Below are 22712 nucleotides of genomic sequence, written 5' to 3'. Positions count from 1 at the left end.
GCGGGGCTTACCCGACCGGCCCCGGCGCCCCTTGCGGGGAGCCGGGGCCGGGGCGCGCCCGGGCCCGTGCGGAAAAGTTCGTGAATTTCTTCACATGGCGATCGGGTCATTCGGCGCACCGCCTCGCCCGCTACGTCCGAATTGTGGGACCGAAGGCCTACCGGGCGTGAGGCCCGCTGGATCGCAGGCCAGGGCTCGTTCACGGTTTGAAAATCGAAATCATGCGCGGGAACCCGGGCGCTGTACGGATCGTTGCTGCTCAGCAGGGTGGTGCTCCGGCGCACGTTCGCGAGGGGGCCCGAAGGGGTGTGAGCACACACGCTTGGGCGGGATTTGTGGCCGCGCAGTGTAGCACGGGGGGTCCATGAGCTTGTGACCGGGCTCACGAAGGCTGCTCCGGACGGTGCTGGATACTTTCGGATATGAGCACCACGGAGCGTCCTCGCATCCTCATTGTCGGCGGTGGTTACGTCGGCCTGTATGCCGCGATGCGCATCCTCAAGAAGATGCGCTACGGCGAAGCGACCGTCACGGTCGTGGACCCGCGGTCGTACATGACGTACCTGCCTTTCCTCCCCGAGGCGGCCGGCGGCAACGTCGCGCCCCGCAACCTCGTCGCGCCGCTGCGCAGCGCCCTCAAGCAGGCGGAGGTGCTGACCGGGTCCGTCACCGGCATCGACCACGCCCGCAAGGTCGCCACGATCCAGCCCGCGGCCGGCGACAGCTACGAGCTGCCCTTCGAGTACCTGGTCGTCGCGACCGGCTCGGTCTCCCGCACCTTCCCGATCCCGGGTCTGGCGGAGAACGGCATCGGCATGAAGACGGTCGAGGAGGCCATCGGCCTCCGCAACCACGTCATGGCCCAGCTCGACAAGGCCGAGTCCACCTCGGACGCGGAGGTCCGCCGCAAGGCCCTGACCTTCGTCGTCATCGGCGGCGGCTTCGCCGGCATCGAGACGATCGCCGAGATCGAGGACATGGCGCGCGACGCGTCCAAGCTGTACCGGACCGTCAGCCGCGACGACATGCGCTTCGTCGTGGTCGAGGCCGCCAACCGCATCCTCCCCGAGATGGGCCCGGACCTCGGTCTGTGGACCAAGGAGAAGCTCGAGGAGCGCAACATCGAGGTCTACATCGAGACCTCGATGGACTCCTGCGTCGACGGCCACGTCATGCTGAAGAACGGCATGGAGATGGACGCCTCCACCATCGTGTGGACGGCCGGCGTGAAGCCGAACCCGGTGCTGTCCGAGTTCGGCCTGCCGCTGGGCCCGCGCGGCCACGTCGACACCGCGCCGACTCTCCAGGTCCAGGGCTTCGACTACGTCTGGGCCGCCGGCGACAACGCCCAGGTCCCGGACCTCGCCTCCGGCGAGGGCGCCTGGTGCCCGCCGAACGCGCAGCACGCCTGCCGCCAGGCCGTCGTCCTCGGCGACAACGTGATCTCCGGCATGCGGGGCTTCCCGCAGAAGGAGTACAAGCACAAGAACCTGGGCGCGGTCGCCGGTCTCGGCCTGCACAAGGGCGTGGCGATCCTCTTCGGCAAGTACAAGCTGAAGGGCCGTCCGGCCTGGTGGTTCCACCGCCTGTACCACGGTGCGATGGTCCCGACCTTCAACCGCAAGGTCCGCGTCTTCACCGACTGGACGCTCGCGATGTTCCTGAAGCGCGAGATGGTCGGCCTCTCCCAGATGGAGAAGCCGCAGCTTCCGATCCAGGAGGTCACCCCGCCCACCAAGCCCGTCGAGGCCGCCAAGCCGGCCGCCGACAAGGAACTCGCGAGCAAGTAAGCGACTGAGACCCCGGTGTGGGAGCACCGGGGTATGAGTCGGAGGCCCTCCGCCCGGCAGCGTCGCCGGACCACGACCTCCGTGGTGCTCAGCCGGCCCTGTGACCGGGCGGAGTACAGCAGTAGAAGAGCCCCTGCCGGACCTCCGGCAGGGGCTCGCTCTGTTGTTTCGCCCGCTCGCCTCCGGGGCGCTCGGGATCCGGTGCCGACGGTCGGCGCTCCCTCGCTCGTGCCTCGCTCCCTCGCTTCTCCCTTTCGGCACCGGCGCGCCCCTTCGGCTCGGGGCGGGGTTCGCCCGCTCGCCCGTGACGCTGCTCGGGGCGGGGTTCGCCCGCTCGCCCGTGACGCCGCTCGGGGCGGGAGTTCGCCCGCTCGCCCGTGATGCCGCTCGGGTGGGGACTCGGGGTCAGTCGGTCTTGATGCTCGACAGGATGTCCAGCTTGGACGCCCGGCGGGCCGGCCAGATCGCGGCCACCAGGCCGACCACCCCGGCCAGCGCCAGGAACATCGCCAGCTGGCCGTACGGCAGGACGGTGGTCAGGCCGGCCAGGCTGGACTTCAGGGTGCCGTTGATCGCCCAGGCGATGAAGCAGCCGAGGGCCAGGCCGACGCCGGCGCCGAACATCGAGATCACCACGGACTCCAGACGGACCATCCGCTTGATGCCCCGGCGGTCCAGACCGATCGCCCGCAGCATCCCGATCTCGCGCTTGCGCTCGAAGACCGACATCGCCAGCGTGTTGATCACGCCCAGGATCGCGATCAGGACCGCCATCCCCAGCAGGCCGTACATCAGGTTCAGCGCGAAGGTGATGGTCTGGCTGAAGTCGTCGCGGACGTCCTGCCTGGACTTCACCTCGATCACCGGGTTGGCGCCGGTGGCGTCCTTGAGCGACTGCTTGAGCGAGTCGGTGGCGCCGTCCTTGCCCTTGACCAGGACGTCGGAGATGTACGGCTTCGGCTCGTGCTTGGCGATCTCGCTGTTGGCCACCACGACCGGGCCGAGCATGCCGCCCGTCTTGTACACGCCGCCGACGGTGAGCTGCCCCGTGGAGGCGTCCGGGTAGGAGACGGTCAGCGTGGAGCCGGTGGTGACGTTGAACTTCTTGGCGACGTCCTCGTCCACCAGGAGTCGGCCCTGGCCGAGCGCGGCGGCGGAGCCGCTGGTCAGCTTGATGTCGGCGACCTGGTCGAAGCTCGCCGCGTCCAGGCCGGCGATCGACTTGCTGGTGCCGTTGAGCTCCCAGTACGCGGCGGTCATCGGCGAGGAGGCCGCCACCCCGGGCGCCTTGGCGATCTGCCCGGGCACCTGGTCGGAGAGGCTCATGCCGTTGGCGGCCGAGACGACGTAGTCGGCCTTCATCGAGCTGGTGACGGCCCGGTCGACCGCGTCGCCCACCGAGGCGCCGATCACGGTGAGACCGCTGACCAGGGTCAGGCCGATGGTGAGCGCGGCCGCGGTGGCCGCGGTGCGGCGCGGGTTGCGCACCGCGTTCTGCTGGGCGAGCTTGCCGGGGGTGCCGCCGAGCCCGCGCAGCAGCGGGCCGAGCAGCGCGACCACCGGCCGGGAGAGCAGCGGCAGCAGGACGAACACGCCGATCAGGGCCAGGAAGGCGCCCAGGCCGACCGGCATCCGGCCGCTGTCGTCACCGGTGGAGGCGCCGTAGCCGATCAGGGCCAGACCGCCGGCGGCGAGCAGCGAGCCGATCGTGTTGCGGACCACCAGGCTCTTCTGGGAGGCCGGCTGGTCGCCGCTGCTCATCGCGGCCACCGGGGCGATCCGGGCGGCGCGCAGGGCGGGCAGCAGGGCCGACAGGACCGTCACCACGACGCCGACCACCAGGGTCACCGCGACGGTGAGCGGCTTGATCACCAGCGCGCCGCTCGGCATGTTCTCGTTCAGGCCGCCGATCAGGGACTGCATCCCCGCGCCGATCCCGACGCCCGCAGCCAGACCGGCCACCGCCGAGACGGTGCCGATCAGCAGGGCCTCGACCAGCACCGAGCGGGTGACCTGCTTGCGGCTGGCGCCGATGGCGCGGAGCAGGGCCAGCTCCTTGGTGCGCTGGGCGACCAGCATGGTGAAGGTGTTGGCGATGATGAAGATGCCGACGAAGAGCGAGATGAAGGCGAAGACCAGCAGCATGGTGCGCATGCTGTCGGTGCCCTTGGTGATCATCTCCTGCTCGTCGGCCTTGAGCTTGGCGCCGGTCTCGACGTCGAACTGGTGGCCGAACGGCACCTTGGGCTGGGCCTGGGCGAGCAGCGCGTCCTCGGAGGTGCCGGGCTTGGCGGTGAGGATGACGCTGCTGTAGCGGCCGGGCTCCAGGAGCAGCTGCTGGGCGGTGGTCCGGTCGAACAGGGTGAGCGTGCCGCCGGTGCTCACGACCGGGTCGTCGGTGGTGAAGATGCCGGTGAGCTTCGCCTCGACCACCGGGCCGTTCGCGGCCACCCGCACGGTGTCGCCGACCTTGTAGCCCGCCTTGTCGGCGGTCTTGCGGTCGAGCGCGATCTCCTTGCCGTTCTTCGGGCCCTGGCCCTCGGCCATCGGGTAGCGCGGGTCCTTGCCGTCCTGGCCGGGCGCGAAGTTGGCGCCCTTGGCGGCCCAGAACTGGCCGATCAGGTTGCCCTTGTGGTCGGCGACGCCGGTGAAGCCGCTCACCACGCCACGGGCGCCGGCGGTGCCCGGCAGGGCGGCCAGCTGCTGGACGGTGGCGTCGGTGAGCGCGGCGGAGCCGCTCTCGCTCTTCTGCTTGGCGCTGGCGGCGGAGCCGGCCGCGCGGTCCACCACCTGGACCGATATGTCCGAGTAGCTCTTGGAGTTGCTGTCCCGCATGGCCTTGCCGAAGGTGTCGGAGAAGACCATGGTGCCCGCCACGAAGGCGGTGCCGAGCATGACGGCCAGCGCCGTCATCAGCAGTCGGCCCTTGTGGGCCAGCACGTTGCGCAGTGCGGTGCGATACATGGGGTGTCCTGGGAGGGGTCGGAGGCGGGCTGCGGGCTGTCGCGGTGTCAGCTGGTGCGGCCCTTGGCGTCGAAGCGGCGCATGCGGTCCAGGACGGTGTCGGCGGTGGGGGTGTGGAGTTCGTCGACGATGCGCCCGTCGGCGAGGAAGACGACGCGGTCGGCGTAGGAGGCGGCGACGGGGTCGTGGGTGACCATGACGACGGTCTGGCCGAGTTCGCGGACGGAGTTGCGCAGGAAGGAGAGGATCTCGGCGCCGGAGCGGGAGTCGAGGTTGCCGGTGGGTTCGTCGGCGAAGATGATGTCGGGCTTGCCGGCGAGGGCGCGGGCGCAGGCGACGCGTTGCTGCTGGCCGCCGGAGAGCTGGGAGGGGCGGTGGCTGAGGCGGCCGGAGAGGCCGACGGTGTCGACGACGCGGTCGAGCCAGGGCTTGTCGACCTTGCGGCCGGCGATGTCCATGGGGAGGGTGATGTTCTCCAGGGCGGTCAGCGTCGGGAGGAGGTTGAAGGCCTGGAAGATGAAGCCGATGTGGTCGCGGCGCAGCTGGGTGAGCTGTTTGTCCTTGAGGCCCACGAGTTCGGTGTCGCCGATGGTGGAGGAGCCGGAGCTGACGGTGTCGAGGCCGGCCATGCAGTGCATGAGGGTGGACTTGCCGGAGCCGGAGGGGCCCATGATGGCGGTGAACTCGCCCTGGGGGAAGGTCACGCTGACGTCGTCGAGGGCGACGACGCGGGTCTCCCCCTCCCCGTAGACCTTGTTCAGGCCGGTGGCGCGGGCGGCCGCCAGGCCGGTACGGACGGCGGTTGCGGTCGACGTGGTCACGGGGGACTCCTTGTGCTCGTGGGCTTGTACCTCCATGCTCCGGGACGTGATCATGGTCTGGCGTCGCTCCGCCGGACGGTTGGCCCGACCATCGCTGGGCGTACGGGAGGGCTGATCCGTCCTCCTGCGGTATGACGGGAACCCTGAGGGAGGGGCGGTGGCCGGAACCACTATCCTTCGTGGCCGAAATCCCGGACAGTTCGTCAGATGGCAAGGAAACATGACAACTTCCGGGGCTGGGAACATGCGAAAGAGTGATCCGGGCGACTAGGCTCAGGGTGGTTTCGCAGGACGCCCGGATGGTGGAACGCAGACACGGGCAGCTTAAAACTGCTTGGCCGCGAGGCCGTGCCGGTTCGAGTCCGGCTCCGGGCACCGGTCGACCGGCGGGGGCGCCGACGGCGCCCCCGCCGGGAGTCGTTCACCAGATCCTCCTCGCGGCGTATCCCGGAATTTTTGCCAAGCCATTACCCTTATGCGTGGGCGGTGCAGTGCCGCCACGGAGGGAATGAGCAATGAGAAGCAGCAACCCGGTCTTCTCGCGGGAGGGGTCCTTCACCCGCGACTCCGGCTACGCGGGGTTCGGCAACACCGCGCAGCCCGGGAGCCCGTACGGCAACCCCTACGCGGGGACCCAGTACGCCCAGCAGCCGCAGGGTCAGGCCCCGCTGACCGACGAGCAGCTCTACCAGCTGTACAACGGCCCGTCGGCCGGTCCGGCGGCCACCGGGCGGATGACGCTGGACGACGTGGTCGCCCGCACCGCCATGACGCTGCTGACGCTGGTCGCCGCCGGTGCGGTGGCCTGGTTCGCGCTGCCGTTCGAGAACTACGGCTTCGCGATCGCCGCCAGCCTGGTGGCGATGGTCGTCGGCCTGGTGGCCTCCTTCAAGCGCAGCGTCAGCCCGCCGCTGATCCTGACGTACGCGGCCCTCCAGGGCTTCGCGATGGGCGCCTGGTCGCACGCGCTGAACACCATGCTGAACGGCATCGTGATCCAGGCGGTGCTGGGCACGGCGGCGGTCTTCGCGGCGATGCTGTTCGCCTACAAGAGCGGCAGGATCCGGGTCACCCCGCGCTACACCCGGATCGGCATCGCGATCGGCATGGGCTTCGTGCTGCTGATGCTGGTCAACCTGGTCGCGTCGCTGGCCTTCGGCGCCGAGATGGGCCTGCGCTCGGGTCCGCTGGGCATCGTGGTCGGCCTGGTCGGCATCGGCCTGGGTGCCTTCTTCCTGTCGCTGGACTTCGCGGAGATCGAGACCGCCATCGCCCAGGGCGCCCCGCAGCGCGAGTCCTGGCGGGCCGCCTTCGGGCTGACCCTGTCGCTGGTCTGGATCTACATGGAGATGATGCGGCTGATCGCGATCCTGCGCGGCGACGACTAACCGTCCCCCTGCCGTGAACCACTGCCGCCGGGCCCCGGAGCCACCCGCTCCGGGGCCCGGCGGCTTTTCGCCTAGGCTCGCTGGCATGCATGACGTACAGCCCCCGGACGTACAGCCCCTGGTCGAAGCCGTCGACTCCCTGGCGGATCGTTTCCGCTCGCTGCCGCAGAGCAAGCTGCTGGGCTCCGTGCCCGGGCACGCCTCGCGGGCGGCGGCCGCGCTCGACCTGGCCCGGCGACTGGCCGCACTGGCGCTGACGGTGGAGGGCGGGCCGGAGCGGGACTTCCCGGATGCCGGGGCGTTCGCGGTGGGGGACCAACTGGCCGTCGCCGGCCACGACCTGGCGGCCGCGCTCGCGGCGCTGCCCGAAGGCGCGGAGGTGGCCCTGCCGGACGGGCCCGCGGCCGTCACCGATGTGCTGGCCGGGGCGGTCGCGGCGGTGCGGGAGACGGCGGTGCTCTGCGCCTGAGGCGCTCTCGGCGCCGACGGGCCGGTCGGGGTGCTCCGGAGCCGGACATGCCGAAGGCCGGCCGGGTCGGTAACCCCTTGACCCGGCCGGCCTTCGGCGCGCCGTCCTGCTGAGGCTGCGTCAGATGCTGGCGACCACCCGGTCGGCGAGCACGTAGACGGCGTCCTCGTCGGTGGAGAAGGTCAGCGAGTACGAGCCGGAGAAGCGCGAGCCGCCGAGCAGTCGGACGTGCTCACCGGCGCGGACCGCGTCGATCAGCCGGTAGGCGGCCTCCCGGTCGCCCGGGGCCACGCAGAGGGTGGTGCCGTCGGCGAAGGCGTACACGTCCAGGGTGCCCAGCGGGCCCGGGCGGACGTCGACCAGGGCGACGCCCTCCTCGGCGAGGGTGGCCAGCCGGCCGTCGGTCCACTCGCGGGACGGCGCCTGGCTCGGCACGAAGTCGGGGTGCGAGGGGTGGCGGCGCGGGTCGGGCGCGGCGACCGGGGCCTCCTCGACGGCCGCTTCGGCATCCAGCAGCCCGGCCTCCAGGCCGGTGGCCAGCAGGTCGGCCTCGCGGCGGGCCCGGACGTCCTTGGTGGCCTCGCCCAGCGGGTGGCCGGGGCGCAGCGGCGCGCCGCCGTCGGTGCCGGGGTCGGCCGGGCCGGTGACGCCCTCGTCGATCAGGTCCTCCAGCGCGGAGCGCAGCGCCTCGCCGAACTCCGGGTCCATCGTCCCGGCGTTGTCGGCGGCGTCCTGCGGGCCGGTGGGGCGGGGGAAGAAGAGCGGCCACTCGTCGGTGCCGGAGAACACTCCGGTGAACGGGGAGTCGAACAGTGGCGCGTCCTCGGCCGCGCGGGCCTCCTGCTCGGCCCAGAACGCGCGGGCCTCGGTGATCTCCCGCTCGCGGTCGGCGGCGAGCGCCTCGGCGACGGCCCGGCGTATCGCGGCCTCGTCCACGGGTGCGGGCGTGGCAGGGGCCGCTGCCTGGGCGTCCAGTCGGCGGGAGATCCCGCGGAGCCGGAGCAGCACGGCGGTCGACACGGTGATTAGGATCAGCAGCAGGATGGTGTAGACGGCGCTCACGGAACGTACTCCTAGCGAGGAGCGGAACGGGGTTACGTGTCCACACTGCCCCATCCGGGGGTGTTACCGCAGTGGCGAATGTCTAATTCGTCCGGGACTTTCGCTCTTGTCCCCAAATTGTTAGGTAACACCGTTCTACGCAGTGGAGTTGATCCGCTCCGCAGTGTCGACTTCCGGGCCGAAAATGAACGGAAAGAGGGCCGGATCGACCTCGCGGTGTGATCCGGCCCTCAATTACGTAGCGTGACTCCAAATGGGTGGTCCAGACCCTTCGGAGGGTGCGGGGATGGTCAGCTGAGGCGCTCGATGACCATCGCCATGCCCTGGCCGCCGCCGACGCACATGGTCTCCAGACCGAACTGCTTGTCGTGCCACTGCAGGGAGTTGATCAGCGTGGTGGTGATCCGGGCGCCGGTCATGCCGAAGGGGTGGCCGACCGCGATGGCGCCGCCGTTGACGTTCAGCCTGTCCAGGTCGATGCCGAGGTCGCGGTAGGACGGGATCACCTGGGCCGCGAAGGCCTCGTTGATCTCGACCAGGTCGATGTCGTCGATGGTCAGGCCGGCCCGCTTGAGGGCCTGCTTGGAGGCCTCGACCGGGCCGTAGCCCATGATCTCGGGGGAGAGCGCGCTGACGCCGGTGGAGACCACCCGGGCGAGCGGGGTGATGCCGAGCTCGCGGGCCTTGGTGTCGGACATGATGACCAGCGCGGCCGCACCGTCGTTCAGCGGGCAGCAGTTACCGGCGGTCACGGTGCCGTCCGGGCGGAACACCGGCTTCAGGCCCGAGACGCCCTCCACGGTGACGCCGGCGCGCGGGCCGTCGTCCGTGCTGACCACGGTGCCGTCCGGGAGCGTCACCGGGGTGATCTCGCGCTCCCAGAAGCCGGCCTTGATGGCGGCCTCGGCGAGGTTCTGCGAGCGGACGCCGAACTCGTCCTGCTCGGCGCGGGTGATGCCCTTGAGTGCGGCCAGGTTCTCGGCGGTCTGGCCCATCGCGATGTAGGCGTCGGGCAGCAGCCCGTCCTCGCGCGGGTCGTGCCACTCGCCGCCGCCCTCCTCGGCGCGCTTGGCGGTGCGGGCCTGGGCCTCGCCGAAGAGCGGGTTCATGGTGCCCGGCATGCCGTCCGAGGTGCCGTGGATGCTGCGCGAGACGGTCTCCACGCCGGCCGAGATGAAGACGTCGCCCTCGCCCGCCTTGATCGCGTGCAGCGCCATCCGCGTGGTCTGCAGCGAGGAGGAGCAGTAGCGGGTGATGGTGGCGCCGGGCAGGTAGTCCATGCCCATCTGGACGGCCACGATGCGGGCCAGGTTGTGGCCCTGCTCGCCGCCGGGCAGGCCGCAGCCCAGCATCAGGTCGTCGATCTCGCGCGGGTCGAGCTGCGGCACCTTGGCCAGCGCGGCCTGGATGATGTGGGCGGTCAGGTCATCCGGGCGGACGTCCTTCAGGGAGCCCTTGAAAGCCCGGCCGATCGGCGAACGGGTGGCGCTGACGATGACGGCTTCGGGCATGAGGGGCTCCTCGCTGGGTGACGGCGGACCTGACGTCCGGGAGGAAAGTTACCGCTTGGTAGGTCAAGCGTCACCCGCCCCAGCGTGTGAGCTGGCCGACGTATTCCCGGGGCCCGGACGGGACTCTCCGGGCACGCCCGAGGGGGGCAGCCCGATCCGCAGGCGCTGGCGCAGCAGCGCCCAGCGGTGGCCGGCGCCCTCCGCCTCCACGGCCGCCACCTCGGTGCCCGCCTGCGCGGCCGCGGCGGCGGCGGCCACCGCGACCGGCAGCACCGTCTCACCCGGCACCGGCGCGGTCGGGCGCTCCTCCTCCGGCCAGAGGCCGAGCGCGGCGCAGACCGAGGGCAGTATGGCCATCGCGGCGGTCGCGTAGCCCTGGGCCGAGGGGTGGTAGCGGTCGGCGGCGAACATCTCCGGGCGGGCGGCGAACTCCGGGCCCAGCAGTGAGCCCACCGAGACCGTCCGGCCGCCCGCCTCCACCACCGCGATGGTCTGCGCGGCGGCCAGCTGTCGGCTCAGCCGGCGGGCCACCCAGCGCAGCGGCGGGCGCACCGGCTTGATCGTGCCGAGGTCCGGGCAGGTCCCGACGACCACCTCGCAGCCGTTGGCGCGCAGTGCGGCGACCGCCTCGCCGAGGTGGCGGACGGCCACCTGGGCCGGGCTGTGCCGGGTCACGTCGTTGGCGCCGATCATGATCACCGCGATGTCCGGGTGGTGCGGCAGCGCCTGCTCCAGCTGGCCGGAGAGGTCGGCGGAGCGGCCGCCGGAACGGGCCACGTTGACCAGCCGGACCGGGCGCTCGGCCACCGAGGCCAGACCGGCGGCGAGCAGGGCGCCGGGGGTCTCCCGGCCCCGTGCCACGCCGAGGCCGGCGCCGGTGGAGTCGCCGAGGACGGCCAGCACGAGCGGCTGCTGCGGGGCGGCGGCGCGGTCGGCGAAGGCCTCGCCGTAGACGCCGTCGGCCCTGGGCGGGACGGTCTCCAGGGCGCCGATGGCCTGGACGGCGAGCCTGCTCTCGGTCAGCAGCAGGCCCACCACCCCCACGCCGAGCAGCCCGAGCCCGCCGCCGCCGTACGCCGCCGCGGTGGCGATCCGCCGGGCCACCCGGGCCCGCGAGTCGTGTGCGCCTGGCATCCGGTGCCCCCTTCGCGTCCTCGTGCCGCCCCCGGCGGGGTCGTACACCCCTCCTACCCGCACGGAGGGCGCGAGTACCGGCGGGGGTGGTCCATTGGGGGAGGCAGGGGCCGCGGGGGATGTGGGGTCGTGCCTCCCGGGACGGACGGGCGGCCCGGGGTGCGTGCCACGCCCTAGGCTTTGCAGTACCGAAAGCACTCGCATGCCCATAGACCGGGAGGACCCCCGTGCGGTACCACAACTCGATCATCGACCTGGTCGGCAATACGCCACTGGTCAAGCTGAACAAGGTCACCGAGGGCATCAGCGCGACAGTGCTGGCGAAGGTCGAGTACTTCAACCCCGGCGGCTCGGTGAAGGACCGCATCGCGATGCGCATGATCGAGGCCGCCGAGGCCTCGGGCGCCCTGAAGCCGGGCGGCACCATCGTGGAGCCGACCTCCGGCAACACCGGTGTCGGTCTGGCGATCGTGGCCCAGCAGAAGGGCTACAAGTGCATCTTCGTCTGTCCGGACAAGGTCTCGACCGACAAGATCAACACCCTGCGCGCGTACGGCGCCGAGGTGGTCGTCTGCCCGACCGCCGTCGCCCCGGAGCACCCGGACTCCTACTACAACGTCTCCGACCGCCTCGTCCGTGAGACCCCGAACGCCTGGAAGCCGGACCAGTACTCGAACCCGGACAACCCGGCCTCGCACTACCACTCCACCGGCCCGGAGCTGTGGGAGCAGACCGACGGGAAGATCACCCACTTCGTGGCGGGCGTCGGCACCGGCGGCACCATCTCCGGCACCGGCAACTACCTGAAGGAGGTTTCGGGCGGCAAGGTCAAGGTGATCGGCGCCGACCCGGAGGGCTCGGTCTACTCGGGCGGCACCGGCCGGCCGTACCTGGTCGAGGGCGTCGGTGAGGACTTCTGGCCGACCGCCTACGACCGCGGCGTCGCGGACGGGATCGTCGCCGTCTCCGACAAGGACTCGTTCCAGATGACCCGCCGCCTGGCCAAGGAGGAGGGCCTGCTGGTCGGCGGCTCCTGCGGCATGGCCGTGGTGGCCGCGCTGGAGGTCGCCCGCGACCTCGGGCCGGACGACGTCGTGGTGGTGCTGCTGCCGGACGGCGGTCGCGGCTACCTGTCCAAGATCTTCAACGACGACTGGATGGCCGACTACGGCTTCCTGCCCTCGTCCACCGACGAGGCGCACATCAGCGAGGTGCTGGCCCGCAAGGAGGCCATCGAGCAGGGCGGCATCCCGCAGTTCGTCCACATGCACCCCAACGAGACGGTCGCCGAGGCGGTCCGGGTGCTGCGCGAGTACGGCGTCTCGCAGATGCCGGTGGTCTCCCCGGGCGCCGGGCACCCGGACATCATGGCCGGCGAGGTGATCGGCTCGGTGGTGGAGAAGCTGCTGCTGGAGGGCATCTTCGCCAAGGAGATCGAGCTGACCGACACCCTGGACAAGGTGATGTCCAAGCCGCTGCCGGTGGTCGGCTCGGGCGAGACCGTCACCAACCTGATGACCGTGCTGGAGAAGGCCGACGCGGCCGTCGTGCTGGTCGAGGGCAAGCCCCACGGCATCGTCACCCGCCAGGACCTGCTGGGCTACCTGACCGTCCGCGTCGCGCACTGACGCACGGTCACCGGCGCTTCGCCCGTGGACGGATCCGGAGGAATCGTCCACGGGCGAAGTGGTACACCGGCGTCACCTGCCCGCAGCATGTGGTTAACAAGCGTCCGGCATCGTAGTGGTCAACGGCAGCACGCCGAACGAGGCGACGGCAACCGTCCGGGAGCGGCTCCCCGGCGATCGCGGTCGACTCCGGACACATCGGGTGGCCCTGACACGGCCGCTGTGTCCTTCCTCCGCGGGAGGTGCCGTCGTCCCGCCCCTGTCCGGCTCCGGCCGATCGACAGGGTGTGGCGGCTCCCGCGGCCGCACCGCGCCGTACGGCGCGTCCCCGCGGCTCCCGGGTGGGGGAGCCGATGCGGGGGAACGGTGGGGCCGGTCCTTCTTCGAGGGACCGGCCCTTTCGTTCGGCTTCCTTCCGTCCGGCCTCCGTTCGCCGCCGGTCCCGGGTCCGCCGGCCCGCGGCTCCCGCCGTGTGCGCCGGGCGGCCCGCCGTTCCCGTACGCTCGCACGCATGACCAGCACTGAAACGACCGACCAGGACGCCCCGCGCTACGTCCGGGTCAAGATCGAGCTCATCGCGGAGATCACCGACGAGGGCGCCCTCAAGGCGGCGGCCCTGCAGGCGGTGACCGAGGACGAGTACCTCGACGACGAGGAGCGCGCCCAGTCCGTCGAGGCCATCGAGGTGGACCCGTCGGGTTCGCTCGCCCACTTCATCGACCCCGTCGCGCTGCTCGGCGACGTCCCCGGGGTGGAGCTCGCCTCGGCGACCTGGGAGTCGGCGCAGACCGAGTTCGACCCGGCCGACGAGGAGTGGGACGAGTACTCGGTGGACGAGTCCGCCGAGTAACGACGGCACTCCGTCACCGCTCGGAACGCCCGGTCTGCCACGGCAGATCGGGCGTTTTGTCCTTGTTCGGGGGCACGTTGGGTCATCTCATACGATCGCTTACCCTTCGGTGATGGAACCGTGAACGGGCGGATTGCGTTTTTGTATCCGTAAATGCCCGGGATGATCAGCAGGGAGACGCGACGTGACGGCACGGGACGGTCAGGGGCGGGCGGCCGGAGGAAGCTGGAGCCGACGCGGTGTTCTCGCAGGACTGATCGGGGCGCCCGTCCTGCTTCTCGCGGCCTGCAACGACAACAGCGGCAGTGGCGGTGGCAGCGGCTCCGGCGGCAGCGCGAGCGGCGCCCCGGGCTCGGGCGGCGGGAGCGGCACCCCGAAGACATCGGCCGCCGTGATCACCGTCACCCCCGCCGACGGGGCCACCGCCGCCAGCTTCAGCGAGCCGGTCAAGGTCACCGTGGGCAACGGCACGTTGAGCAGCGTCAAGGTCACCGACTCCACCGGCAAGGAGCTGGCCGGCCAGCTCTCCGCCGACAACACCGGCTGGACCTCGGCCGCGGCCCCGGCCAGCGGCACCAAGTACACCGTCGCAGCCGTCGCGGTGGACAAGGACAAGCTGGAGGCGGACTCCAACGCCGTCTTCACCACGGCGACCCCGGCCAACACCTTCGTCGGCTACTTCACCCCCGAGGACGGCTCGACGGTCGGCGTCGGCATGCCCGTCTCGATCAACTTCAGCAAGCCGATCACCGACCGCAAGGCCGTCCAGCAGGCGATCACCGTGACGGCGGAGCCGGGCGTCGAGATCGTCGGGCACTGGTTCTCCAGCACTCGCCTCGACTTCCGGCCGCAGGAGTACTGGGCCAAGGGCACCACCGTGACCCTCAAGCTCCGGCTCAAGGACGTCGAGGGCGCCAAGGGCGTGTACGGCACCCAGTCCAAGGACGTCCGCTTCACCATCGGCCGCGCCCAGACCACCGTCGCCGACCTCGGTGCCAAGAAGCTCACCGTCACCACCGACGGCCAGGTCAGCGCCGTCTACAAGATCTCCGGTGGGTCGCCCGAACACACCACCTGGGGCGGCAAGATGGTCATCTCCGAGCAGTACACGCAGACCCGGATGAACTCGCAGACCGTCAACCTGGGCAGCGAGTACGACATCGCGGACGTGCCGCACGCCCAGCGCCTCACCAGCTCGGGCACCTTCATCCACGGCAACTACTGGTCCCCGGCGTCGATCTTCGGCGGCCAGAACACCAGCCACGGCTGTGTCGGCCTGCAGGACGCCAAGGGCGCGCAGGACGCCGGTACCGACGGCTACAAGTTCTACAAGTCCTCGATGATCGGCGACGTGGTCGAGGTCGTGAACTCCGGTGACAAGACCGTCGCCCCGGACAACGGCCTGAACGGCTGGAACATGGGCTGGGCCGACTGGAAGGCCGGCAGCGCCGTCTGACATCCCGCCCGCACGCCCGGCAGGGGTGCGCGGATCAGCGCTTCGCGTAGTCCGTGAACCCCTGCCAGTCGATGACCACGCACGGCTCGTCGCCCAGGATCCAGGCGTCGTGCCCGGGCGGGCAGATCATGTAGTCGCCGGGGCCGAACTCCTCCGCCTGGCCGTCGTCCATGACGATCTTCATCCGGCCGGAGATCACGTACCCCGCGTGGGCCGCCTGGCAGCTGTCGGTCTTGGCGATCGGTTTCACGTGCTTGGACCACTGCCACCCCGGTTGGAACACGGCTCGGCCGACCGGGCCGGCGTCCAGGCTCACCAGGCGCAGTTCCCCTGTGCCCTCCTCGAAGGGGCGGACCTCCTCGGGATCGTCGAAGCTCTTGCGGACCAGACCGGACATGGCGGACTCCTCTCCACGAGGGGCGGCCCGGCCACCGGTGGGTGGCCGGGCCGCCCCTGCTGGCCCTTCCAGTCTGCGCCCGGAACCCGGCGCGGGTCACATGGAAGCGCCGACGCCCGGTCAGCCCTGGGTGCGGGCCACGCCGATCGGGCAGGAGGCGCCCGTACCGCCGAGACCGCAGTAGCCGTTGGGGTTCTTCGCCTCCGACAGGTACTGCTGGTGGTACGGCTCGGCCGGGAAGAACGGGCCGGCCGGGGCGATCTCGGTGGTGATCGGGCCGTAGCCGAGCGCGGTCAGGGCCGGCTGGAAGGCGTCCCGGGAGGCCGCGGCGGCCTCGGCCTGGGCGGGCGAGTGGGTGTAGACCGCGGAGCGGTACTGGGTGCCCACGTCGTTGCCCTGGCGGTTGCCCTGGGTCGGGTCGTGCGCCTCCCAGAACGTCTTCAGCAGCCGCTCGTAGGAGACCACCGCCGGGTCGTACACCACCCGGACCGCCTCGGTGTGCCCGGTCAGCCCGCTGCACACCTCCTCGTACGTCGGGTTGGCGGTGAAGCCGCCCTGGTAGCCGACCAGCGTCGTCCAGACGCCGGGCAGGCGCCAGAACGTCCGCTCGGCGCCCCAGAAGCAGCCCAGCCCGAAGTCGGCCACCTCCAGGCCCTCCGGGTACGGGCCGGACAGCGGGTGCCCGAGCACGGTGTGCGGTTCGCGCAGCTCGAAGGACGGGGCGGCCCGGCCGGGCAGCGCCTGGTCGGCGGGGACGAGCGAGGTCTTGTGGCGGTTGAACAGCACGGCCTGCTCCATCGGGTCGGGAAACCTGGTGCAGTGTGCAACGCGAACGGCCGCCCCCGGATTCCGGGAGCGGCCGTCGGGTTCCGTCCGTCGTGGCCCGCTGCGGCCGCGACCGCGGGCGCGGTCAGGCCTGCGGCGGTCAGGCCTGCTGTTCGGCTGCCGCGACCGCGCCCCGGACCGCGTCGATCCGCAGGTCGACGAAGGCCTGCCGGGGATCGTTGAAGATCACGGTGAACGGCTGCGGGATGTACCGGCCCAGCGCCCGGTACTGCTCCAGCGCCTCGGTCGACCGGCCGGCCCGGGTCAGGCCGTACGCGAGCCAGCCGCGCGCGTACCGGATCCGGTGGTGGTCCGGATCCGCGGCCGCCAGGTCGGCGAGCGCGGCGTCCAGGGCGGCGCCGACCTCCGGCCGCTCCCAGGCGGTGAGCTTCTCCCGGTCCTGGCCGAACTGCTCGTAGTACGCCTCCAGCTTCATCGGCGCGAGCAGGCTGCCGGCCGGCGCGGCGGCGACCGCCGCGTCGACGAACCCGTGCATCAGCTCGTGGCTGCCGTGCCACTTGTCGCACCAGTACTGCAGCGCCCGGTTGTGCGCCGCCCAGTGGTGCGGCTCGCGCTTGGCCAGCTCCGCCCAGAGCTCCCGGAACCGGTCGTTGGACCAGTTGAGGCCCATGGCGACGGAGATCTGCGCGGCCCACGGGTTGGGGTCGTCGTCGGCAGCGAGCTCGACGGCCGCCACACAGGCCTCCTCGGCCTCGGCCAGGACCCGGTGGAAGCCTGCGGCCTGCTCGCGGCTGACGTGCTGGGACCGGGCCGAGGTCCGGATGTTCCAGGCCAGGTACACCAGGGCGTCCGCGTGCACCAGCGCGGCGGCCGGGTCCTGCGGCCGCTCCGCGCGCCAGGCGCGCAGCCAGCCGTCGTCCTCGGCCGCCAGCCGGGCCAGCGCGCGCTGCCGCATCCAGCGGACGTCGGCGGTGGCCTCGGTGGTCAGGTAGGCGGCGGCCGGCCGCCAGTCGCCCGCCTTCGCGGCGGCGAGCGCGGCCGCCTCCTCGGGGCCGGGCTCGTCGTCCAGGACCAGCTCGCTGCCCGGCAGCAGCCCGTGGTCGGCCGGGGTGATGGTGTTCTTCGCCCGCGCCTCCTCGGTGAGCCGCGCCTCGTGGGCCGCGATGGTGGCCTTGGCCCGCTCCAGCTGGGCCAGCTTGCGCTTGGCCAACCGGGTCATGACGACCGGGAACAGCAGGACGAGGCCGACGACGACGAGCACGATGATGCCGATCAAGGAAGCTCCTTCCGAGGTGTGGCGGCCGGTCCGCCCGGTGGGTCGGTCCGCCGGGTGGATCAGAGAGCCGGGCGGGGTCAGGCAGCCGGGTGGGTCAGACGGCCGGGGCGGTGGGCGACGGGAGGCCCGCGCCGGCGAGCAGCGCGCGCATCGGCGCGGTGTCCGGGGTGTCCGTGCAGGCGGCGTCGAGGGCCGGGTCGAAGGCGTCCTCGAAGCCGTCCGGCAGGCGGAGTTCGGCCGGCCCGGACCAGGAGAGCTCCCAGTCGGCCCGTCCGGCTTCGGCCAGGGCGACGACGGCGGCGTGCGCCAGCTCCTCGCGCAGCGCCGGGCGGGCGAACTCGCGGGCGGCCCGGCCGGTGGCGGCGGCGGCCTGTTCGCTCTTCGGCAGCCGGTCGGTGAACTCCCAGGCCCGGCCGGCGTCGACGGCGTCGAGCAGGCCGTGGACGGTGGGCGGCAGGCCCAGTGCCGTCAGTGCCCGGCCGGCCGGGGCGGCCGCCTCGCGGGCGTGCGTCAGCATCGCCCCGCGGACCAGTGCGGGCCACTCGACCCGCTGCTTGCCGGCCGCCTCGGGGATCAGCGAGACGACCTCCAGCTCGGCCAGCACCCGCTCGGCGTCGTGCAGCAGCGCGAGGGCGGGTGCGTCGGCGCCGGGGCCGCGTCCGTCGTCGGGCAGCGCCTCGATCGCGGCGACCCGGCGGTCGATCGGCGGGTGCGAGTCGTACGGGTCGGGCTCGTGCTCGGGCAGTTCGAGCGCGTACTCGGCGAGCTCCTGCCGGCGCTTCGGGTCGCTCAGCAGGTGGAGCAGGCCGCCGTAGACCTGGCCGGGCGGCGGGAGCAGGCCCGCGTCCCAGCCGATGGTGGCGTAGCGGCCGAGGTAGAAGTCCTGGGCGGAGTCCAGCACCGGCATCTTGCGCAGCGCCGAGGCTGTGGCGTCCCGGCCCGCCAGCCGGGCGGCGACCAGATCGGCGGCGTACTCCTGGCGGCGGCCGACCGCCTCGGAGACCCGGAAGTAGAGCTTGGCGTACAGGGTGAAGAGCTTGGCGAGGGCCCGGTCGACACCGCCGCCGGCCTCCTCGCCGGCGGGCTTGCGGCCCTTGGCCAGCCGCTTCTCCGACTTGGCGGCGAGCTTGGCGGCCTCCTCGGCCTGGTGCAGGTCGGCGCGCTGGTGGAGACCGCCGATGGTGTGCAGGACGGCGCGGCGCCCGGCGACCGTCACGGCGGCCAGCCGTACGTCCCGGTTGCTGTAGTGGCCGAACTCGTGCGCCAGGACGGACTCCAGCTCGCCCTCGGTGAGGCCCATCAGCAGCGGGGCGCCGATGACCAGGTGCCGCTTGCCGGGGACCAGGCCGAGCAGCTTGGTCTCCTCCAGCACGCCCGCGTTGACCTCGGGCACCAGGCGGATCTCGGCCGGTCCGCGGACGCCGGTCCGCTCGGCGATCCGGTCGACCATGCCCCAGACGGCGGGCTGCTGCTCGCGGGTGAGGCGGACGCCGGGCAGCTCGCCGTCGTCGGTGCGGCGGCGGGTCAGGAACACCACCCGGAGCACCGGGTAGCCGATGACGGCGGTCACCCCCCAGATCTTGATCAGCCCGGGGTTCAGGTGGCCCGAGGCCTGGAACAGGGCGATGTCGAGGGTGAGCAGGCCCGCGACGATGCCGAGGGCGAGCAGGTAGAAACCGGCGAGCAGGGCCACGGCCGTGACGGCCCGGACGGATGTGCTCATGCCGGTGGAACGCTGGGGCGCGCCCATGCGGTGGTCCTCCCGGGGCGCGACGGCAGGACGGCGCGCGGTTGTTGCGTGGTGAACATGTGTACGGCAGGTGGGGATCGTAGCGGCTGCCGGTGCCCTACGCACCGCAGTTCGTGCCCGCCGTAGCCCCGCCCCGTCCACGGGTCCGGCCCGGCTTCCCGTTCCGGGGGGCGCGCGGGCGTGCGGCCATTAGGCTCGGACTCATGACCGAGCACCAGCTTCCCCAGGGCTTCGAGACCCTCGCCATCCACGCGGGTCAGGAAGCAGACCCCCAGACCGGGGCCGTCGTCACGCCGATCTACCAGGTGTCCACCTACAAGCAGGACGGGGTGGGCGGCCTGCGGGGCGGCTACGAGTACAGCCGCAGCGCCAACCCGACCCGCACCGCACTGGAGGAGTGCCTCGCCGCGCTCGAGGGCGGCGCCCGGGGCCTCGCCTTCGCCTCCGGCCTGGCGGCCGAGGACACCCTGCTGCGCACCATCCTCAAGCCGGGCGACCACATCGTGATCCCCAACGACGCCTACGGCGGCACCTTCCGGCTCTTCGCCAAGGTGCTGACCCGCTGGGGCGTCGAGTTCTCCGTGGCCAACACCCAGGACCTGGCCACCGTCCGCGAGGCGCTGCGCCCCAACACCCGCGCGGTGTGGGTGGAGACCCCGTCCAACCCGCTGCTGGGCATCACCGACCTGGCCGCGCTCGCCGAGATCGCGCACGGCGCCGGCGCGCTGCTGGTGGTCGACAACACCTTCGCCAGCCCGTACCTGCAGCAGCCGATCGCGCTCGGCGCGGACGCGGTCGTGCACTCCACCACCAAGTACATGGGCGGCCACTCGGACGTGGTCGGCGGCGCGCTGGTGCTGGCCGACGCGGCCCTCGGCGAGGAGGTCGCGTACCACCAGAACGCGATGGGCGCGGTCTCCGGCCCGTTCGACGCCTGGCTGGTGCTGCGCGGCATCAAGACGCTGGGCGTCCGGATGGACCGGCACAGCGCCAACGCCGAGAAGGTCGCCGAGCTGCTGGCGAGCCACCCCAAGGTCAGCCAGGTGCTGTACCCGGGCCTGCCCGAGCACCCCGGCCACGACATCGCCGCCAAGCAGATGAAGGCCTTCGGCGGCATGGTCTCGTTCCGGGTCGCGGGTGGCGAGGAGGCGGCCGTCGAGGTCTGCAACCGCGCGCAGCTGTTCACCCTCGGTGAGTCGCTCGGCGGCGTCGAGTCGCTGATCGAGCACCCGGGCCGGATGACGCACGCCTCGGTGGTCGGGTCGGCGCTGGAGGTGCCGTCCGACCTGGTGCGCGTCTCGGTCGGCATCGAGTCGATCGACGACCTGCTCGCGGACCTCAAGCAGGCGCTGGGCTAAGTCTGTTGGCCCTGCTGGTCCGCCGTGTACGACTCCATCGCGTGGTTGAAGCGGGCCAGCAGGGCGCAGAACGCCTGTTGCTCCTCCGGCGGCCAGTCGGCCACCAGGCGGCGGGTCAACTCGGCCCGTCCGTCCCGGACTTCGTCGAGCCGGCCGGCGCCGAGGGAGGTCAGCGCGAGCCGTACGGCGCGGCGGTCGGCCGGGTCCTGCACCCGGCCGACCAGTCCGGCGGCGACCAGCGGGGCGACCTGGCGGGTCACCGTGGAGGAGTCCACGCCCAGTGATTCGGCCAGTGCCTTGACGTTGGCGGGCCCGTGCCGCTCCAGCCGGTCGAGCAGCAGGTAGGCGGCCCGGTCCAGTGTCCCGACCCCGCCGCCGGAGGTCCGGACCTGTTCCATGCGGCGCGCGAACACCGCGAGCTGGTACTGGAGTTGGGTGTGCACGGGGTCGGTGCGGTCGGTGGCCTGGGGCGAGGTCGTCGTCATCGCGGCTCACGATCGTCGTGCGGTGAGTGAGGCTCAGAAGCAGCAGCGTACGCGGGCGCGGCGGACCCGGGAACAGGCCCGGCGTCCCGGATTGCCACCGTCCGGGCCTCTAACCTGGGGGACATGCACAACTGGCCGATCACTCTCGACGACGTCCGCGGCGCCCAGAAGATGCTCGCCGGGATCGCCCGGGTGACCCCGATGGAGGGCAGCCGGCACCTGTCCGGGCTGATCGGCGCGCCGGTCCACCTGAAGTGCGAGAACCTGCAGCGCACCGGCTCGTTCAAACTGCGCGGGGCGTACGTGCGGATCGCGGGGCTCTCACCGGTGCAGCGGGCCGGCGGGGTGGTGGCGGCGAGCGCCGGGAACCACGCCCAGGGGGTGGCGCTGGCGGCCTCGCTGCTGGGGGTGCGTTCGACGGTGTTCATGCCGGTCGCGGCGCCGCTGCCGAAGGTCGCGGCCACCCGCGAGTACGGCGCCGACGTACGGCTGCACGGCGCCACCGTGGACGAGGCGCTACAGGCCGCGCAGCGGTACGCGGACGCGACCGGTGCGGTGTTCATCCACCCCTTCGACCACTGGGACGTGGTCACCGGCCAGGCGACGGTCGGGCTGGAGATCCTGGAGCAGTGCCCCGAGGTGCGCACCATCCTGGTCGGGGTGGGCGGCGGCGGGCTGCTGGCCGGGATCGCGGCGGCGGTCAAGCCGCTGCGGCCGGACGTGCGGGTGGTCGGGGTGCAGGCGGCCGGCGCGGCCGCGTACCCGCCCTCGCTGGTGGCCGGGCGGCCGGTGTCGCTGGAGCACTTCGCCACCATGGCCGACGGGATCATGGTCGGGCGCCCGGGGGACATCCCCTTCGAGGTGATCAACACGCTGGCGGACGGCATCCGCACGGTCTCCGAGGACGCGCTGTCGCGGGCCCTGCTGCTCGGCCTGGAGCGGCTGAAGCTGGTGGTCGAGCCGGCCGGGGCGGCCCCGATCGCGGCGCTGCTGGAGCAGCCGGACTCCTTCGAGGGCCCGGTGGTGGCGGTGCTGTCCGGCGGCAACATCGACCCGCAGCTGATGCAGCGGGTGCTGCGGCACGGGCTGGCGGCGGCCGGGCGCTACCTGTCGCTGCGGGTGCGGCTGGCGGACAAGCCGGGCTCGCTGGCGGACCTGCTGGGCGTGCTGACCAGGCTGGACGCCAATGTGCTGGACGTGGCGCACGTCCGGATCGACCCGAAGCTGGGGCTGACCGAGGTCGAGGTGGACCTGCACCTGGAGACCAAGGGTCCGGAGCACTGCGCGGCGGTGGTAGGCGAGCTGCGGGACTCGGGGTACGTCGTCTCCGGCTAGCCGCCGGGTCTCCGGTCGGGTGTCGTTCGGGGCGTCGGGCGGGCGTCCGACGGGCGTCGGCCGGGGCCGGTGGGGCGGGAGTGGCCACCGGGTTTCCAGTTGCCGGTGGCTCGGGGCCTGATTGCCGGTCGTTGCTGCGGTGGGATGCCGGTTCTCCCTGGAACGATGGCGGAGCTGCATCCCTTGACGCGATATATCGCATCCTGGGAAGCTCGCGATACATCGCGTTCGAGTCCGGCGGGTCGAGAATCG

At 72.0% G+C, this 22712-nt stretch carries 18 protein-coding genes and 1 tRNA gene; 9 read left to right on the top strand and 10 right to left on the bottom strand.

Annotated elements, in window-relative coordinates; all coding sequences use genetic code 11:
• The first annotated feature begins 422 nt into the window (after positions 1 to 422).
• The gene (locus tag ACZ52R_RS07690) at positions 423 to 1790 is read left to right on the top strand and encodes an NAD(P)/FAD-dependent oxidoreductase (protein ID WP_360509555.1); all 1368 of its coding nucleotides are present in this window, start codon (positions 423 to 425) and stop codon (positions 1788 to 1790) included.
• 405 nt (positions 1791 to 2195) lie between these two features.
• Here ACZ52R_RS07690 and ACZ52R_RS07685 read toward each other — a convergent pair whose 3' ends face one another.
• Positions 2196 to 4754, bottom strand: coding sequence for an ABC transporter permease (locus ACZ52R_RS07685; RefSeq protein WP_465616736.1), 2559 nt, complete (start codon positions 4752 to 4754; stop codon positions 2196 to 2198).
• 47 nt (positions 4755 to 4801) lie between these two features.
• The gene (locus ACZ52R_RS07680) at positions 4802 to 5611 is read right to left on the bottom strand and encodes an ABC transporter ATP-binding protein (protein ID WP_465661315.1); all 810 of its coding nucleotides are present in this window, start codon (positions 5609 to 5611) and stop codon (positions 4802 to 4804) included.
• 257 nt (positions 5612 to 5868) lie between these two features.
• Here ACZ52R_RS07680 and ACZ52R_RS07675 point away from each other — a divergent pair.
• The 3 genes from ACZ52R_RS07675 to ACZ52R_RS07665 all read left to right on the top strand — a co-directional run bounded on the left by ACZ52R_RS07675 (position 5869) and on the right by ACZ52R_RS07665 (position 7432).
• A tRNA-Leu gene (locus tag ACZ52R_RS07675) sits at positions 5869 to 5950 on the top strand.
• Positions 5951 to 6090: 140 nt separating this feature from the next.
• Positions 6091 to 6963 (top strand): Bax inhibitor-1/YccA family protein, encoded by an 873-nt coding sequence (locus ACZ52R_RS07670; RefSeq protein ID WP_360506415.1) that lies wholly within the window; start codon positions 6091 to 6093, stop codon positions 6961 to 6963.
• A gap of 85 nt (positions 6964 to 7048) precedes the next feature.
• Positions 7049 to 7432 carry a hypothetical protein gene (locus ACZ52R_RS07665; RefSeq protein ID WP_465616740.1) on the top strand — a complete coding sequence of 128 codons (384 nt, stop codon included), beginning with the start codon at positions 7049 to 7051 and terminating at the stop codon, positions 7430 to 7432.
• Positions 7433 to 7552: 120 nt separating this feature from the next.
• Here the strand turns inward: ACZ52R_RS07665 and ACZ52R_RS07660 are convergent, their stop codons facing one another.
• From ACZ52R_RS07660 to ACZ52R_RS07650, 3 genes are all read right to left on the bottom strand, one after another.
• Positions 7553 to 8494, bottom strand: a complete 942-nt coding sequence (locus ACZ52R_RS07660) for a hypothetical protein (protein WP_465616744.1) — start codon at positions 8492 to 8494, stop codon at positions 7553 to 7555.
• A gap of 290 nt (positions 8495 to 8784) precedes the next feature.
• Positions 8785 to 10005 (bottom strand): acetyl-CoA C-acetyltransferase, encoded by a 1221-nt coding sequence (locus ACZ52R_RS07655; RefSeq protein ID WP_465616746.1) that lies wholly within the window; start codon positions 10003 to 10005, stop codon positions 8785 to 8787.
• Positions 10006 to 10068: 63 nt separating this feature from the next.
• Positions 10069 to 11139: an SGNH/GDSL hydrolase family protein gene (locus ACZ52R_RS07650; protein ID WP_465616748.1), complete on the bottom strand. Its 1071-nt coding sequence runs from the start codon at positions 11137 to 11139 to the stop codon at positions 10069 to 10071.
• 227 nt (positions 11140 to 11366) lie between these two features.
• Here ACZ52R_RS07650 and ACZ52R_RS07645 point away from each other — a divergent pair, with 227 nt between their 5' ends.
• The 3 genes from ACZ52R_RS07645 to ACZ52R_RS07635 all read left to right on the top strand — a co-directional run bounded on the left by ACZ52R_RS07645 (position 11367) and on the right by ACZ52R_RS07635 (position 15073).
• The gene (locus tag ACZ52R_RS07645; protein ID WP_465616750.1) at positions 11367 to 12767 is read left to right on the top strand and encodes a cystathionine beta-synthase; all 1401 of its coding nucleotides are present in this window, start codon (positions 11367 to 11369) and stop codon (positions 12765 to 12767) included.
• Positions 12768 to 13278: 511 nt separating this feature from the next.
• Positions 13279 to 13617: a hypothetical protein gene (locus tag ACZ52R_RS07640; protein WP_360506431.1), complete on the top strand. Its 339-nt coding sequence runs from the start codon at positions 13279 to 13281 to the stop codon at positions 13615 to 13617.
• Positions 13618 to 13801: 184 nt separating this feature from the next.
• Positions 13802 to 15073: a L,D-transpeptidase gene (locus tag ACZ52R_RS07635; RefSeq protein WP_360506434.1), complete on the top strand. Its 1272-nt coding sequence runs from the start codon at positions 13802 to 13804 to the stop codon at positions 15071 to 15073.
• Between the two features lie 34 nt (positions 15074 to 15107).
• On the opposite strand, the gene ACZ52R_RS07630 is transcribed toward ACZ52R_RS07635, so the two are convergent.
• The 4 genes from ACZ52R_RS07630 to ACZ52R_RS07615 form a co-directional block, all read right to left on the bottom strand.
• Positions 15108 to 15470 (bottom strand): cupin domain-containing protein, encoded by a 363-nt coding sequence (locus tag ACZ52R_RS07630; RefSeq protein ID WP_360506437.1) that lies wholly within the window; start codon positions 15468 to 15470, stop codon positions 15108 to 15110.
• 120 nt (positions 15471 to 15590) lie between these two features.
• Positions 15591 to 16268, bottom strand: a complete 678-nt coding sequence (gene msrA, locus ACZ52R_RS07625) for a peptide-methionine (S)-S-oxide reductase MsrA (protein ID WP_396287768.1) — start codon at positions 16266 to 16268, stop codon at positions 15591 to 15593.
• 127 nt (positions 16269 to 16395) lie between these two features.
• Positions 16396 to 17532: a hypothetical protein gene (locus tag ACZ52R_RS07620; RefSeq protein WP_465616753.1), complete on the bottom strand. Its 1137-nt coding sequence runs from the start codon at positions 17530 to 17532 to the stop codon at positions 16396 to 16398.
• 94 nt (positions 17533 to 17626) lie between these two features.
• Entirely contained in the window at positions 17627 to 19282 is a 1656-nt protein-coding gene (locus tag ACZ52R_RS07615; RefSeq protein WP_465616755.1) for a M48 family metalloprotease, read from the bottom strand.
• A gap of 203 nt (positions 19283 to 19485) precedes the next feature.
• Here ACZ52R_RS07615 and ACZ52R_RS07610 point away from each other — a divergent pair, with 203 nt between their 5' ends.
• Positions 19486 to 20640, top strand: coding sequence for a cystathionine gamma-synthase (locus ACZ52R_RS07610; RefSeq protein ID WP_360506445.1), 1155 nt, complete (start codon positions 19486 to 19488; stop codon positions 20638 to 20640).
• Here the strand turns inward: ACZ52R_RS07610 and ACZ52R_RS07605 are convergent.
• On the bottom strand, positions 20637 to 21125 hold the full coding sequence (locus ACZ52R_RS07605; RefSeq protein ID WP_360506448.1) for a MarR family winged helix-turn-helix transcriptional regulator: 489 nt from the start codon (positions 21123 to 21125) through the stop codon (positions 20637 to 20639). The two genes, ACZ52R_RS07610 and ACZ52R_RS07605, sit on opposite strands and share 4 nt — an antisense overlap.
• Positions 21126 to 21248: 123 nt before the next feature.
• Between ACZ52R_RS07605 and ilvA the strand changes: the two genes are divergently transcribed.
• Positions 21249 to 22460 (top strand): threonine ammonia-lyase, encoded by a 1212-nt coding sequence (gene ilvA / locus ACZ52R_RS07600; RefSeq protein WP_465616757.1) that lies wholly within the window; start codon positions 21249 to 21251, stop codon positions 22458 to 22460.
• Positions 22461 to 22712 lie beyond the last annotated feature (252 nt).

The organism is Kitasatospora sp. NPDC034023 (assembly GCF_055575795.1).
This window is presented reverse-complemented; position numbering and strand designations above follow the sequence as displayed.